Source organism: Novipirellula methanifontis (assembly GCF_052161655.1).
In the GTDB taxonomy this organism is placed as follows: domain Bacteria; phylum Planctomycetota; class Planctomycetia; order Pirellulales; family Pirellulaceae; genus Novipirellula.
Genome location: NZ_CP197418.1, coordinates 5418910 through 5435059, shown reverse-complemented (window position 1 = coordinate 5435059; position 16150 = coordinate 5418910). Strand labels below are relative to the sequence as shown.

Below are 16150 nucleotides of genomic sequence, written 5' to 3'. Positions count from 1 at the left end.
GAAGTCGGGAGAGAGGTGGCAGAAAAGTTTCGCAACCAAAAATCACGTCAATACCAAAGTTTTAGCAGTCCGGCGCTAGCCCCGGTTCAGCGCCGGAACCTTGGCTAGCGCCAAAACGGCCAATATACTCAAAGACTCCTGCCTCACTGGTTAGCGACACTATGCGTTGAGTTTCAAGTCGCATTGGTGCTTGTCGAAAGTCTTGGCGACTCTCGCTACGGCGATATTAAACTTTCGATTGGGATGACGGCTAATTCGGCACTGTTGTTGTTCCACAACTCGCGGCCGCTTCCGACGCGGCCAACGCCACCACCGCTGTTGGAATATCCGACATATAATTTTCCACCATGTTCGATCGCGTAGGGATACGACAGCGATGCCTTGGGATGAGATTCGCCTGGACCGTCCGCAAACTCGGCGTGGCGAATGACAAAGACTTTGCTGAATAACGTCTCATTCGGACGCGTGACCGCAATCGTCAGCGGCGTACGTCGTCCGCCGTTGTTCGCCGCTGTGGTTCCGACGAGGTAGTGCTGTCCGCTGCTAAGGGTCCCGGTGTACGGTTTACTTGTCGTCATCGGCAAATTCGAAGGAAGCGAGGCAGTCCAAGTGCGACCGTAGTCGTCGCTGGTGGCACGCAACGCGGTTGCCTCGGCACCATAACGGGACACATTGACGATCGTCTCGCCGTCTACAAACACCGTCGATTCACCCCACATCTTTCCGATTCCTTCACCACGTGGAATCACGATCAGGTCCCAGGCGGTGAAATCATCTCCGTGGCTGATCGCGACTGCTGCGGGGGCGCCATCTCCGACGCGAAGCCCACTCATGATCCAGTTACCATTCTGCATTTTGATTGGCTGCTGCATCGGCCAAAAGCCGCCTTCGATTACCGTCCCTTTGGACGCCCACGTGCCCGTCGCCTCGTCAAGCAGATAAGCCCGAGTGTGGACGTTGTCCATCGTCCCTGAGTAGGCGCCGTGAAACGTCCACAGCTCGCCGCCGTGCGAATGGAACACGCCATGGCTGACCCCGATCCCTGGTTCGACCCCCGCGTCGATGGTCGTCACCTCGCTCCAGGTTCGTCCATCATCATCGCTGTGGCAGACTCGTGCCTCTTCTGAATCGGTATTCTCACCACCTTGATTGTGCCCAAACGAAGCGTACAGCCGGTCCTGATGAAAACCGAGTGCAACGCCGTGCAGGAAACGATAGCCATCTTTGGAAAACTCGTATGGCTTGATGACACCAAATCGCACTCCATCGACTTGCGCAAGCTCGGCAGCGGAGGGCAAAGTAGACGTCTCGTCCCAAAGAGAAACCGGTTTTGGCAAATCGGGAACGGCATGGGTTGAAGTCACGGGGTGATATAGATGTCTCATATCCTCGGCGGTTAAAGACCGATTGAACCACTGTGCGGAATCCAACGCACCTTTGAAATTTTGGCGAATATGGCCGTTGTCGTTGACTCCACCAAAGGTCAACGGAGTCGCGGTTGGCTTGAGTGGTCGCTTCAGCTCGATGCGTCCCGCAAGCTCGCCGTTAACCCAAAGCTCAGCGGCGCCCGTTCGCACTTGTATCGCGACCAGGTGCCAATGTCCAAGCTCGGGAACTTTGTCACAGTCCACTGTTACCCACTGGTCTTGCCAGACGTACAGCCGGAATCGCTTGTCCTTGTCAATCATCACCCCCCAATTCCGCTGATCCAACGAATATTGATGCGTTGCGGCGATCATTTGTTGTGTCTTGCCGACCTGATAAGGATTGACCCAGACTGCAAGTGCAAATGCTTCGCTGACAGCGATTTGCTCAGCAGAGTCTCTCACTGTCAGCAATGAACGACCGTCAAAAATGAGTGATTGGCCGTTTACGCCATCGGCGGTTTCAACTTCACCATGGACGAGAAATTCGCTCGGGTTGTCCAGTGACCAAGTCACGTCGGGGACGGGAGCGGCATCGGGACTGGCCCCCAAAGTCAATAGAGTACAGGAAAAACAAAATAGAAACGTCAAGGCGAGGCGGGAGATCATGGAACGTGAGATCATCGAAAACGTCAAAAAGGCGGGAGAGTGCTGGTGGGGTCGCAAAGTTTACGGCGGAAGCAAAAATGTACCACGAAACGTTCGCGTCTGTTTTATCATCATATTCGGCGTTAAGCACGTAGGTAGAAATGATTGGGTGAAATTCTTTAGCCGCTTGGGTGCTAGTCTGGCCTGTATAACGTTGGGCATATCACGTTTTTTTTGCGAGGATTTTCTGCCACCTCTCCACCGACTTGGGAGACTGCTGATTTAGTTAGCCGTTTTGGCGAACGCTGTGAAGCATTTAGAGACGGCAAATTACGGCATTTGCGTTCCGTAGCTACGCTCGCTAGAGCGTGGATGGTTGCCGGCCAATACGAATCACCACCTTCTGGCGAAGGTAGCTACGAGAAAATGATTCACAGCGTTGCGTTTGGCGCTAGCCACGGTTTCGTCCGCATCCAACCGGGGCTAGCGCCCAAACGCAACGCTGTGAAGTATTTTAGGCTGCTTGGTTTTGATGGAATTCGGCGAGTTTTTTACGTTCTTCCATGTTCAGTTTTCTTATTTCAGGATCGCCCAACGGTTTCTTGTGTGGGTTCTTTGGACGGTAACGCGCCTTCTTGTCCGTGCCCGCTTGATAGGTCTGGACGAGGGCTTGCGACAGGCTGTGCAGCATGTTGTCACTCGCACTGCAATATTTGTCGAGGCGACGCATGCAGCGTCGCAAGCAACGCATCGTGTTGGCCAAACTTCGTTTTTTCGGATCATAGTCGACTTGCTCGGGAACGTCTTGCTGTTCGGGAATCTGTTCTCGCAGCGCCAGCAGTTCGGCAATCGCCATCGCGCGAATCGACCAGTCCAGTTCCGCCAATGCCCGATCGCTGTTGCGGCAACGTAGTTTGTGCTTGTCAATGGTTTGTTTTAAGCCGCGGAATTCGACTTCGATTCCCCAACGCATTTTGTAGTAACCAATGAGCTGCTTGTGCCTCAGCTTACGAGCGCTCAATACGCTCGTAAGCATCCACATCTTCGTCTTGCCAACTTTCACTTTCACCAGACGCAGCTTCAGCGGCGGGGCGCCAGATTCCATCCTCCCCTTGGGCCAACACAAGACTCGACCTCCACCGAGTTGCTTGATATCAGCCTGCTCGCTGAGCAACTTCACGTTCGCTCCGACACGAACAAGGAAGTCACCACCGGCAGCCAGGATCGCACTCCACAGAGGATAACCTACGAAGCCCGCGTCACCACAAAACAGTGTCTTTTCCGGGAAAGTCTCTTCCTTAAGCATCTCCACGACGTGGCCTCGTTCGCTTGAGTTCGATGGCCCCAAACGCCAAGTCCACGGTAGACGAAGGCTCATGTGCCACATCATCGTGACCCAGATTTGAGGTTCTTGTGGCTGAGGTTTGTTCTTCTGGTTCCGCTTCCGTCGCATCCCCTTGGACTTCTTCTTTCCGTATTTGGCACGCACGCCGCGGCCATAGTTGGGTGCACAAAAAGCTTTCTCATTGGCGGCCGTTCGCGGGACCGTCACGCGTGACCCATCGAAGCCGATCAGTACCCAGTCAGCGGACCTCCAAAAACGTCCGCCCACTTCCTGGGCCAATGACTGATGTCTCTGGCGAAGCCGCGTCGTGAACAGCGATTCGTAGCGATCCAATGCGTTCATGAAGGCCGTGTAGGTTTTGGCGGTGCAGTGAAGCCCCAGCTCTTCACAGATTTCCATCGTCTGATCGAAGGCATCGGTGACGTTTATCTCATTTTGCCAAGACCAGATGAGTGCCTGGATCGCCAATTCTTCGGGCATCCATTTGATATTGCCATGAAATGTATCTTTGGTAAACAATTCACCTTTGGGAACAATCCAACGACACACCTCGTTGAAGATCGTCTTGTTCTTGCGACGAGATTGGCGGTTAGGTTTGCGACGTTGGTTTTGCTTACTACGTTTTGTCTGCTTCTTGCGACTCATGGCCAGATTCCTTTCTGACTGAAGTGTTTCAGTTAGTGTCTGGGGGGAATCTGGCTTTTTTCATATTCGGAGCTTGGTGAAAACCCCGCTTTTTACGTGCTCAAAATGCTTCACAGCGTTGGCCCAAACGGCTAACATAAGAGCGGTGATGTCGTACTACTTCAGCAGTCTCCCTCGTCGGTGGAGATGTAGCTTCAATGGAGCCGAAACTCTAGGTGAGTTTGGCTGCGGCGCTGCGAGATGCAGTCGCACGCCCTCAATCTTTGCTAGAATTATGACGTTCCCTGCCGCCTCCCCCACCCAACACGTCATCTCCACGCCATGATTCAGCGCCTCACCCGCCTCCGTTCACGACTCGTCCTTCTCGTCGTGCTCATCCTGCTGATCACGCCATATTCATCCGCAACGGAGAATGATTCTGCAAATTCCCGTCTGCAACAATCCAAACGGACGGTCCGCGTACTGACCATTGGCAACAGCTTCGCCCAAAACGCCTGTCTGTATCTGCGCGACATTGCTCAATCCGAAGGCTCGGTTGATATTGTGATTGGCACTGCGAACATTGGAGGTTGCACGTTGGAAAAACACGCCACGCTTGCGCTCCAGTCGGCGACCGATAGCGAGGTGAAACCTTACAGTGACCGAGCCAGCCGGAAAAAGTTGAGTTTGCAGGACTATTTGAAATTGCAGCCATGGGACTTTGTCACCGTACAGCAAATGAGTGCTCTGAGTTACAAACCCGAGACCTATCACCCTCACATCGATCAATTGGCTGCTCTGGTGAGTGAATTGGCGCCGACCGCACAATTGTTGATTCACCAAACGTGGGCTTACCGCCAAGACTCGCCGCTGTTGGTAAAAGATGGTTTGAGCCAGCAGCAAATGTACGAGCGGTTGCATGACGCTTACGACGCCAGTGCGAAACTATTCGGCGGTCGCATTATTCCTGTAGGTACCGCATTCCAAATTGCTCGTTCCACCGCAGGACGCTCGGTTGTGGTTCCCGACGCAAACTATGACTACGAAAACCCTGAGCATCCGAACCTACCCAACCAAGATAACTCGCTGGTCGTCGGATGGCATTGGCAGAAGAAAGGTGACAAGCCGAACTTGGGTTTCGACTACAAACATGCCAATACCCACGGCTGTTTTCTAGCAGGGTTGGTGTGGTTCGAATCACTGACAGGCATCGATGCGACAAAGACAACTTTTGTTCCCAAGGGAATCAGCAACGAGGATGCCACGTTCTATCGTCAAGCCGCCTACGCTGCGTGCACCGATCAGTAATCCGTTTCCTGTGTGAATAGTTTCAGCTTAGGGGATGGTGGTCTCGCTAGATCTTCGCTGAATTCAGTGTTTTGCCCAGATTTGTTTTTGATGTAGCGGAACTCGTCAAGAGTTTCGTTCGGAAGAGAGAACTGTCGAAAGTCTTGACGACTTCCGCTACGACAAATGCAGGTTTTTAGTCCTGACAAAGCACTAGCAAGATTGGTCGACTTTGAACCAAGCTGGACTTCGCTCGACCAAGCCCAGTGGGTTCTAAGCGGTCATCGTATCTGAATCGATTATGAATGCACTCTAAATTCGGCTTTTCCGCCGCGACGCCGGATCCAATTCAGCGGCGTCAGAATGAAGGGCCTGGACACCAGCGATCGCTGCAGCTGGTATTTTCCGGGGAAATCGATCAACGACACCCCGATAAAAATGGTTAGCAGGCCTTGTCCCGGCAGCACTAACATCGCAATTCCCATCGTCAAAAACGCGGCTCCGGCGATGTTTTTTAAAATAACGAGCAGACAATGATAGTAGACCGCCGCCCTCGTTTGCGGACGCACCGCGATGCGATGGTCGTGGTTGAAATAGTCATCCGGGAGTCGCAGAATCAGCCAAGGCACCGCGACGAGTGAAGCCGCAAACACAATCGCGGACGCTGTCGCCACCCACCAGAACATCGGTTCGCTGATCATCCCTTTGAGGTGCAGCATCGCTTTTCATTTACTCCGTTTCCGTTTTTGTCAAAGTCGATGTCTTGCAATTTTTGTTCCCACTCGTAGCAGAACGAGCAGAAGAAGCTGGATGACGACGCTGGGTTGGCACGAAAGCTGCATTTTGAACCTCGTCGCAGTGATCCGACCTCCGATGACGCTTCTTATATGAGCTGCTTAACTGATGACCACTCCAGCCGCGTCTCCGACAAAGCGGCGTCTATTCCCCGCGAGAGTCTTTGATTGGATACAGCGCAAACGCGAGTCGGTTTCGCGGACGCTTTGGCGGCCGATCCGGCTGTTGTATTTGCGTCATGAGCGTTCGCGTCGTGTCGTCGCTTGGATGCGGTTGCATCGCCGCAGCATCACTGGTTCGATCCTACTGTTGGCTCATACGCTTGGCTTCGTTTCGTCCATCAACGTGCTCAGTGAGCCTCGTACCCCACAAGGGGCGATTGCTTGGATCGTCACGCTTAATACGTTCCCCTACATCGCCGTTCCCGCCTACTGGGCCATCGGTGAAACCGATTACGGCAAACAAGCGATCGCCTACCGCGCCCGTCAATCCGAAGGCGCCCCGATCTTGGACAGGTTGAACCGAGATCTGGTTGAGTCGGGATTGGCGTTGGCTCCGGAAAATGAAACGCAGCGTCTACTTAGCAAGCTCGTTCATTTCCCAGTCACCGAAGGAAATGCGGCAACCATTTTGGTAGATGGCAAGCAGACATTTGACTCGCTGTTTCAATCAATTGAGCAGGCCAAATCCTACGTGCTGGTTGAATTTTACATCCTACGTGATGACGTTCTTGGCAACCGGTTGGCCGAGCTGTTGTTGCAAAAGGCCCGACAAGGCGTGCAAGTGAAGGTGCTGTATGACGAGTACGGCAGCCGCGACATGTCCAATCGATATATCGACAAGCTGCGATCCGGGGGAGTGCAGATTCACGGGTTCAATCCGCCGCTCGAAGACGGATCCACGACGCGACTGAATTTCCGTAATCACCGCAAACTTGTCATCGTCGATGGACGTGAGGCATTTGTGGGCGGCCACAACATCGGTGATGAGTATCTTGCCGATAACGAAAAACTCGGCGTCTATCGTGACACTCACGTTCGTTTCGAAGGCCCGATGGTGCAATGTTCTCAAATCGTGTTTGCTGAGGATTGGCACGCTGTTACTGGCGAACTGCTGCATCATCTGCAGTGGACACCGATACAATCGGAGAATGGCGAGGTCAAGGGGATTTGTCTTCCCAGCGGGCCTGCGGACTCGTTTGAAACCGCGTCGATGTTTTTTCTGCAAGTAATCAATCGCGCCGAGAAGCGTGTATGGATCGCAAGTCCCTATTTCGTCCCCGATCAACAGATGTCGACGGCGTTGCAGTTGGCGGCGCTGCGTGGCGTGGATGTTCGCGTGATCATTCCCGAAGTGTCGGATGCACGCATGGTTTGGCTCTCTTCGTTTTCGTATCTGCCGGAAATGGAGGCCGCAGGGGTGAAAATGTTTCGCTATCGAGATCGCTTTATGCACCAAAAAGTGATCTTGGTTGATGATGAGATTGCCTCGATCGGCACCGCTAACTTTGACAATCGCTCGTTCCGGCTCAATTTCGAGCTGATGATGGTGTTCTTTGATTCGACTGTTGCCGGCCGTTTGGCGGAAATACTCGAAGAGGATCTTCGCAATTCGGATCCGGCACCCGGTAGCGAATTGACCGACAGTGCCTACCCGTTCCAGCTACTCGTTCGAGGTTCACGACTGCTGGCGCCGATCCAGTAATGCGGGAAGATCGACTCCAAGCCTGTTTAAAAAGTTCGCCCTCAAGAATAATGCAAAATGATGACGGGGATTCGCCGTTTCGGCAGGCAGCCCTTTTTATTTGCATTATCATCTGTGTTCTGATGCCGGCGATTGCTTGATCGATTCACGTGTTCCTGCCGTGTCGTCACCTCCGTTGGATCCCGCCCCTACCCTGAACACCGAAGCCGAAAATCGAAGTCATGTCACCTTTTGTTGCAGAATTTATTGGCACGATGATGCTGATCCTGTTTGGCAACGGCGTGGTTGCCAACGTCGTACTAGCACGTACCAAAGGAAATGATTCCGGATGGATCGTGATCGCCGCGGGTTGGGGAATTGCCGTTTTCATCGGCGCATTTTGTGCCAATGATTTTAGTGGGGCTCACATTAATCCTGCGGTCACCGTAGCGATGTTGATTGCGGGCAAATTGAGTCTCGGAATGGCGATTCCTTATTTTGCCGCGCAAATGCTTGGCGCCATCGCGGGTGCGGCCTTAGTCTATCTGTTCTACCGTGAACATTTCAAAGTCACGGAGGACGCTGACAGTAAATTAGCCTGCTTCTGCACCTCGCCCAACATTCGTAATTTACCGCAAGCGTTTTTGTGTGAAGCCGTTGGCACGTTTGCCTTGATCCTGCCCATCTTTTTGATGATCACTCCGAGTCTGACGCATGGCGACGCCGCTGTGGATACGAATCCCGTACTCGGGCTGGGCACGCTCGGTTTCCTGCCCGTGGGGATGTTGGTGTTTGGCATTGGGCTGTCGCTTGGCGGGACGACCGGATACGCGATCAATCCGGCGCGTGATTTGGGACCTCGATTGGTGCACGCTCTGCTTCCGATCCCGGGAAAACGTGATAGCGACTGGAGCTATGCATGGGTCCCCGTCGTCGCTCCGATTGTCGGTGGCTCGCTTGCAGCGATCGTATATTTAATGATTGCCTAACAATCTGCGATCCATCAAAAACGTTGCTTCGATGGCCGGTTTTGTTGTGATCGCGGGCGACGTGGGATTTATTACTTGTGATTTTAATGCGGGCTGAGTGATTGTAGGGTGGGTCGTCACAGAACCGACGAACTCCACCCAACCACTGATTTTGATTCAAACCTGCAATCGCGAACGCCGACCCACCTGACACCTGGTTTTGTTTGACCCACCCTACATCAACATATAAATCGCACGTCCCCAGTGATCAACGATATTGTTTTCGCTGCAGTTCAATCCGACTTTCATTTGCTAAAACTCATTTACAACGATTGTTAATAGATGGAAATTTCCTTGAAGCGACTTTTCTGCGTCGTCCCCACCACGGTTGCTGTAGCATGGTGCTGTCTGTCGCACGGCAACCTTGCCACGGCACAAACGCCTCGCCTGGCGGCCGATTCAAAATTGACATCGACCGATTGGCCCGGATGGCGAGGTCCTTCGGTCAACGGCATCGCGTCGCCGGATCAAGATCCGCCTCTAAAGTGGAGCCAAAATGAAAACGTGTTGTGGCGAACCCCGATCGCGGGTCGCGGACACGGTTCGCCCACGGTACTCGGATCACACGTCTATCTTCCGACCGCTGATGAAACTCGAAAAGTCCAGCTGGTGCTCAGCTTTGATCGCGATTCCGGTAAAAAGCTTTGGGAATCCGTCGTGCACAAAGGAGGCTTCGAGAACAAGAGTGGTCGCAAAGCCAACGAGAAAGCAACGTTGGCGTCTTCGACAATCGCAACCGACGGAATTCAGCTGTACATCAACTTTGTCAACGATAGTGCGATGATCACCTCGGCGTTGGATCTGAATGGAAAAGTTGTATGGCAGACCCGCGTCAGCGACTACTTGATCCACCAAGGCTATGGATCGTCACCAACAATCTATCAAGACAAGGTCATTGTGACATGCGACAACAAAGCGGGTGGTGCGATTGCGGCACTCGATCGAAAATCGGGCAGTATTGTTTGGACACGAGGGCGCCCCGAGCTGCCTAATTACGCATCGCCAGTCGTCTACAAAATTGACGGTCGCGATCAACTGATTGTCACGGGATGTGACTTGGTCACCAGCTTAAATCCAACGACGGGAGAAACGTTGTGGGAGATCGAAGGGGCGACGACTGAGTGTGTTACCACCACGGTGACCGACGGCAAACACGTGTACAGCAGCGGTGGCTACCCTCGAAACCATCTCGCAGCGATCGCTGCGGACGGCTCTGGAAAAGTCGTTTGGGATCAGAATCTAAGAGTGTATGTCCCCTCGTTCCTGTATCGTGACGGGCATCTCTATCTGACTCTGGATGCCGGAGTCGCAATGTGCCTGGACGCCAGTACGGGAGAGACCGTTTGGAAACAACGACTGGGTGGATCGTTCACTAGTTCGGCAGTGATGGTGGACGATCGCATATACGCGACCAACGAAGATGGAGTGACGTTTATCTACCGAGCTACTCCGGATGGATTCGAGGAGCTTGGTGAGAACAAATTGGGGCAGAGCGTGTTTGCCTCCGCTGCGATCACCGGAGATCGCATTTATGTGCGAGCCGCCGCCCACGAAGACGACACGCGGCAAGAATACCTGTATTGCATCGGCAAGTGATCCGCCGACACTAACTCCGACTCACGGATCCGTGGGCTGCATTTCGCATGACAACATGCAAGTGTTGATCCACGGGCTGCAATTCGGTTGGGTTCACCAGTCGGCCAATCGCATTGCGATAGAAGTCTTGCGTCACATTGCTGCAGAGCGCATCGTAGTGGCGAAACAGCTCACGAGCCGGACGGTCGATCGTAAACACTCCCGCTTGTGCTAAACGCTCCGCAGCCTCGACTCGCTCTCGCGTGCAGGGGTGAGTATCCAGCAGTCCCGTCTTACCCACCGTGATCGACAGTTTTACGAGTTCCACTTCCTCTGGGCTCATCTGGGTTCGACATAATTGAATCATTTTTGGAATGTTATCAATTAGGACGGCCTTCTTGATTAACGAAACGACCGACTGCATCGATCGTCCCGACGCCGCGTTCAGAAGATGCAGTTCCTGGCCGGTCGAAACAAACACTTCGGACCCCACCAGCGCGATTTCATAGCGATCCGCATCGAACTCCATCTGTCGACTAAAAATCGTGCTCGCCGTGTGCGCAGCGACCATGAACCCCCACAGTACCCAACGCACCAGTCCCACACAACCGCTCGCTAGTAGCAACACCAATCCAAACGCCGATTCGCTATCCTCGATCGCTTCGTCAAGCATTTCATCAATCCCGTCGCGTGCGTAAACGACTTTGGCGAACCACATGTTGATTGCCCCGATGATCAACTGGGCTCGCATGCCCGCCCCTTGCGAAAAGTGACCGAACTCGTGTGCCAAAATGCCGGCTAATTGTCGCGACGACAGCCCTGCGACTAAGGGTACGCCGATGGTCAGCACCAATTCTCCTTTAATGATCCCCCTAAATCCGGCGCCGTACGACGCCGATGCATTCACTTCACTGTTGACCTCGATCCGTTTGGGACGAGGCGCCTTGATCGTATCACAAATCCGATCCACCAATTCAAACAGCACCGGCTCTCCTTCGCGTGTCAGCGCGCGAGTACGGCTTGGCCCGAATCCGACTAATGAAAAGAAGATCGGCTTCAACATGAAAATCACGGTGATCACGCCAGCAACAATCGGCGAGAACATTAGCAGCCAGACGAAGACCATCGCCCGTCCGCCACGAACACCGATCCCCGAAACCATCTCGGGGAAGATATTGAACGTGTAGTGGTAAACCATCCACGTTGTCGCAGCCACCAGAGCGACGTAAGCCAGCGGCATTGCCATCATGAATAAGCTGAGCAGTCCCAAGCCTGCACGGTAACCGAGGCTCGAGCGGTGCATCGAAATCGGCTCGCCCAATTGCTTCTGAATTTCTTTGCTAAGATCCACTTTCGGAATCGCGGCTGCTGCCGAACGTCCTGGCACGGCATTCACGGAGGCGGCCTTTACTGGAAACGGTTTCACCGCAGACGGTTCCAGCGGCGATGCTACTCGAGGCGGATTGGCAGCAACGGCAGGCAACTGCAAGTCGGAAAACAAATCATCGTCATCGAGTGCTGCTGGAACCGATGTGCCCACAGATGCGGTTGCTCCTGACGAAGGGAGTTGCAAATCATCCCAATCGAACCCGTCCAGTGATGTGTTTGGTTGCGGTGATTGTTGCTGTTTTCGACTCGGCTGTGCCAGCGATGGTTCCACCGGCGACGGAGCCGGCAGCGTGTCCTGTGGTCTGGCTGATTGCACGCGGCCCTGCGACGGACTCACTTGCTGATGGGCCTGCGGCGGCGAGGGACTCGGCTTGGCAGCCGGAATTCGGAAGGCCGTTTTGCAAGCTGGGCATCGAACGGCTCTACCCCGAAGCGACTCAGGAACTTTTAGCGTCTTCTCACACGAAGGGCAATTCAGTTTCAACACGGGATCCGCCACGATACCACCCTCAACAAAACGACAAGTGTCATTGCTCTTACTGAGATCGTGTTGAGTCCGCCCCACACCCGATCGACCGCACCATCATACTTGATGGGGAATCGGGGTGGTCTTTCGGACGGGCATTTTGGGGAACGACATTCCGCATGTTTCGACGGAGAAGATTGGCCGTTGGGACACTAGATCTGTTGGTGGCGTTCAACGAGAAGTGTCGATAATCGCGTCGATCTGCTCGTCCGTCATCCGTTTACGCGTGGTTTGTAGCATTCGCCGCAAGTGTCGTTTGCCTTCAAAACTCGTTGGGTAACCGATGTTGCCAAGGGGGCCAACGCTATCGATCAACTTCATTCCGCTTGCGTCAAAGATTCCGTGAAAGGTGATGCCGGTTTGCTCCCACAAAGGCAAACGGTCGTAGATTTCAGGGAAATTAGCGCGATCAATGTCTTCGAGCTGCAACATCACATAGTCTTGGCTCAATGCGTCCTCGTGGTCGTCCAGCAGACACGAGAGCGCGAAGCACTCGCGGCAGTAGTGACTTCCGATCCTGACCCAGACGCTGCGATCGGTTTTCTTCGCAATCGCAAACGCTGCGTCCCAAGCTTGTTTGACATCAACTTTCGCCGGGGCGTTCCGAAGTACAAATTCAGCGACCTGCTCTTTGATGTTAGCATCGTTTATTCCGAACGTAGCGCGTTGAAGTTCGATCCCCAAGGGATCGCAGACAACCACGAACACATCACCATCGGATGGCACTTTCAAGTCCATCCTTTCAAGAAATTCTGCATCGAGTTGATCGGGCGTGAGTCTCAATGTCACGAACCGTGCCAAAACGGAGTTGATACTACCGTTTTTTAGATTCAGATCAATGAACTGATTCGCTTCATCCGATTCGCTTGCGACAATGATCATGGGGCGGTAGCCGTTCAGCATGCAATCACGCAGCTTTTCAGACCAAACTCGCGAGATTGATTTGGGTCGAGAAGCCTCTTTTGAATTCTTACCTTTGAGTTTCCATACTGTCGGTGGACGCACTTCTCCAGGCTCCAAGTAAACTTGCTCCCGTGTCCTAAGATCCCCTTCGGCGGAGAATGAAATGGGGATGAAGCAAGGCAGTCCCGTGAACGCAAATTCACCTCGTTCATTGGTCTTCAACGACCAATTGGCGAGGTTCACCAATCCACCATTCGTGAACACCCCGGACGAATCGACAGTGCTAGTGTCTTCATCGTCTTCCAGAGTCGCATAGGCGGTGATAGTTCTTTCGGTGACGGGTTTACCGTCGGCATCGATCAGTTGGCCACGCATCGTCTCGGTAGGGTGCATGGTGACGATGATCGACTCGGAAAGATCGCGAGCGACGACCGCTCCCGCGTACTTCTCATCTTGGGTGATTGCAAGCACACCCAACTTCGTCGCCAATGTTTTTAGTGAAAACTTGCCGTCCTGATCGCATTGCAGATCACGCTGGTCTCTAGTCTGTCCGTCCAATGAACCGATGCTCAATTGACATTCAGCGAGGTTGACATCATCAGCGTCTGCGACAACCAAACGTCCACTCACGGACTTCGGCTCGGCCAATTTGCGATGAAGTTCAATGAAGTTATCGCCTCCATCGACGACTTCGATAGACCCGCCCGGTCGCCACTCCGGTTGATAGACGCCCACAGTGACAGTACCAGGAAACACGACCGCACTGGCAATTCCCTCAGCATTCGTCGTGGATGAAAAATCACGTGCGCTAAAGCCTGTTCGTGATTTGCCATTTTCATCCCAAGTGAACCGATACGAGCTTCTAAATGAAACCTCGACGTCTGGCATCGGCGTTCGCTCGGAGCCAGTCGTCAGTTTCACCTTTGCAACTGCCCCTTTTTTCAATGTAACAATAGGTGAGTTTGCTTGCTGTGTTTTAAGGTCGTACAGCACCCCATTTACAGAATCGCTGACGAATTTCACATCGTTCACGCATGCCGAATAGGTTGATCCAGGAAGCACGTCGACCCAAAATTGACCACTTTCATTAGTGGTCCCGTAAACTCGGTCAAATTGACCATCACGCTCAGCCTGGAAGCTTTGCAACTCAACCGAGATTCCTGCGAGGCTTTGCTTGTTGCCCACCACTATGCCCATCACGCGTTTTCGTTCGATCCGAGGCTTTAGGGTGGTCACCAAAACGTCATCCACGCGTTTCGGCTTTTCGAAAACGAACCACTGCTGGCTTTGCAAATCCGCGTTCTGATGTACTTCGGGCCAATCGGGAAACCAGTGCAGCACGGACTCTCCATTCGCGTCGGTTCTTAGCAACGCATCGTCGACGACGCCGAGGAAGTTAAAATAGGGTTTCCGTGTCGCGATATTCATTTGGAATTCGACGCCTTCGATGGGTTCGCCGTCCACATCGACCATGCGAATCGTTTGATCGCGACAGCGATTTAATTCAATGGTATGACTGGATGCATCGCGATCACGAAGGGGCGGGTTCATAAACTGAAAACCGCCAAACAAATAATCTTCAGTCCACGCAGTCAGCGAACTCAACTTTTCGTTGGGATACAAATCCACTCTTAGGACTCCGCCGTCGTCTGTCGTGCCACGAACGATTCGGCTGTGTTCCATCTGAACTTTAACCTTGGCATTGGCGACGGGCTGATCCTTGTATTGGACCACAATATCGGTTGACTTCGCCGGTTTCTGGAGTTTGATATTGATTCCATCGATTGCCGCTTGCCGAATCCGATAGCGGTTTACAACACGATACGCAGTTTCATCACCTCGGCGACATTCAAGTTCGAGTCGATACCAATTCAATCCACTTGTCGGCAGCCAAACTTCGAATTGGTTTCCGCGAATGTCGAGCCCAATCGTCTTCGTGCCCTCGATGGCCCTTAGCGTCACTGTGACTTTGGGATCAGCGACGGGATTTCCTTTTTCGTCCACGACGGAACCATGAAGGCGTACTTCCAGGGATTCATCCGAACCACGAACCACCGGTCCAGAATCATCAAACGCCTGGGGCGGCTCTGCCGCCATCGACACGAGACAAAACGCAGGCGTCACGCCGCTCATCAACATTACGGCAGCAAACATCCGAGCCGATGAACGTCGATGCAAGCCAACGGTCAGTAACAGACACGCCGTCGTTACGAATGACAATGTAAAACCATCCAAGGAGAAAGCGTGCAACTTCATCTAGGGTTTCCTGTTTGCGTACGCGGCCGAGTGTCGAATGCAATATATTGTCACGCAAAGTCTGCTGTCAAGCATTTGGAGTTACAAACGCTTGGAATCGAACACCGCATTTTCCTGCGGCCAAATCAGCCGTTTTGACGGTAGTTCCACTGTCCTATTCATTCGTTCTTCCGGTATTGGTGAGCCGACGGCGCTAGCCGCGGGCCTCGTCCTGGTGACGTTTTTACGACGGGCAGCCCGACGCAAGCGTGTTCAGTTCACAAGATGGAACAATCGAATTTGCGGTCCGTTGATTCAGTGAGCCGCTCGCGCGTGAGCGGCCGGGGACCACGCATTACCCGGTGCCTCACGGCCCACGGCTCACAAGGTGGGACAGTGGATTTAGAGGGCTGTTGATTCAGTGAGCCGTGACGCGTGAGCGGCCGGGTACCACGCATTACCCGGTGCCTTACGGCCCACGGCTCACAGGGTGGGACAGTCGATGTAGCGGGCTGTTGATTTAGTGAGCCGCTCGCGCGTGAGCGACCGGGTCTCACGCATTACCCGGTGCCTTACGGCCCACGGCTCACAAGATGGGACAGTGGATTTAACGGGCTGTTGATTCAGTGAGCCGTGACGCGTGAGCGGCCGGGAACCACGCATTACCCGGTGCCTTACGGCCCACGGCTCACAAGGTGGGACAGTGGATGTAGCGGGCTGTTGATTCAGTGAGCCGTGACGCGTGAGC

General features: G+C 53.5%; 9 protein-coding genes. 4 read left to right on the top strand and 5 right to left on the bottom strand.

The window, feature by feature from the left end; all coding sequences use genetic code 11:
- Positions 1-215: 215 nt before the first annotated feature.
- Positions 216-2033: an exo-alpha-sialidase gene (locus SH528x_RS19785; RefSeq protein WP_442505180.1), complete on the bottom strand. Its 1818-nt coding sequence runs from the start codon at positions 2031-2033 to the stop codon at positions 216-218.
- Positions 2034-2526: 493 nt separating this feature from the next.
- The gene (locus SH528x_RS19780) at positions 2527-4002 is read right to left on the bottom strand and encodes a transposase (protein ID WP_442505179.1); all 1476 of its coding nucleotides are present in this window, start codon (positions 4000-4002) and stop codon (positions 2527-2529) included.
- A gap of 369 nt (positions 4003-4371) precedes the next feature.
- On the opposite strand from SH528x_RS19780, the gene SH528x_RS19775 reads away from it, so the two are divergent.
- Positions 4372-5289 (top strand): DUF4886 domain-containing protein, encoded by a 918-nt coding sequence (locus SH528x_RS19775; protein ID WP_442505178.1) that lies wholly within the window; start codon positions 4372-4374, stop codon positions 5287-5289.
- A 278-nt stretch (positions 5290-5567) separates the two neighbouring features.
- Here SH528x_RS19775 and SH528x_RS19770 read toward each other — a convergent pair whose 3' ends face one another.
- Entirely contained in the window at positions 5568-5987 is a 420-nt protein-coding gene (locus SH528x_RS19770; protein ID WP_442505177.1) for a PGPGW domain-containing protein, read from the bottom strand.
- A gap of 184 nt (positions 5988-6171) precedes the next feature.
- Here SH528x_RS19770 and cls point away from each other — a divergent pair, with 184 nt between their 5' ends.
- From cls to SH528x_RS19755, 3 genes are all read left to right on the top strand, one after another.
- Positions 6172-7767: a cardiolipin synthase gene (cls, locus tag SH528x_RS19765; RefSeq protein WP_442505176.1), complete on the top strand. Its 1596-nt coding sequence runs from the start codon at positions 6172-6174 to the stop codon at positions 7765-7767.
- A 221-nt stretch (positions 7768-7988) separates the two neighbouring features.
- A complete protein-coding gene (locus tag SH528x_RS19760; RefSeq protein ID WP_442505175.1) occupies positions 7989-8735 on the top strand; it encodes an MIP/aquaporin family protein in 747 nt (248 codons plus the stop codon).
- A 333-nt stretch (positions 8736-9068) separates the two neighbouring features.
- Complete coding sequence (locus SH528x_RS19755; protein ID WP_442505174.1) at positions 9069-10370, top strand: outer membrane protein assembly factor BamB family protein; 1302 nt, start codon at positions 9069-9071, stop codon at positions 10368-10370.
- A gap of 10 nt (positions 10371-10380) precedes the next feature.
- Here the strand turns inward: SH528x_RS19755 and SH528x_RS19750 are convergent, their stop codons facing one another.
- Both SH528x_RS19750 and SH528x_RS19745 read right to left on the bottom strand, forming a co-directional pair.
- Positions 10381-12054, bottom strand: coding sequence for a M48 family metallopeptidase (locus SH528x_RS19750; RefSeq protein WP_442505173.1), 1674 nt, complete (start codon positions 12052-12054; stop codon positions 10381-10383).
- Positions 12055-12435: 381 nt separating this feature from the next.
- Positions 12436-15423, bottom strand: coding sequence for a thioredoxin family protein (locus tag SH528x_RS19745; protein ID WP_442505172.1), 2988 nt, complete (start codon positions 15421-15423; stop codon positions 12436-12438).
- Between the last annotated feature and the right edge of the window lie 727 nt (positions 15424-16150).

Excerpts from the sequence above, each read along its gene's own strand:
- SH528x_RS19785 (WP_442505180.1), bottom strand. The coding sequence starts at position 2,033 with ATGATCTCCCGCCTCGCCTTGACGTTTCTATTTTGTTTTTCCTGTACT.
- SH528x_RS19780 (WP_442505179.1), bottom strand. The coding sequence starts at position 4,002 with ATGAGTCGCAAGAAGCAGACAAAACGTAGTAAGCAAAACCAACGTCGC.
- SH528x_RS19770 (WP_442505177.1), bottom strand. The coding sequence starts at position 5,987 with ATGCTGCACCTCAAAGGGATGATCAGCGAACCGATGTTCTGGTGGGTG.
- cls (WP_442505176.1), top strand. The coding sequence starts at position 6,172 with ATGACCACTCCAGCCGCGTCTCCGACAAAGCGGCGTCTATTCCCCGCG.
- SH528x_RS19760 (WP_442505175.1), top strand. The coding sequence starts at position 7,989 with ATGTCACCTTTTGTTGCAGAATTTATTGGCACGATGATGCTGATCCTG.
- SH528x_RS19745 (WP_442505172.1), bottom strand. The coding sequence starts at position 15,423 with ATGAAGTTGCACGCTTTCTCCTTGGATGGTTTTACATTGTCATTCGTA.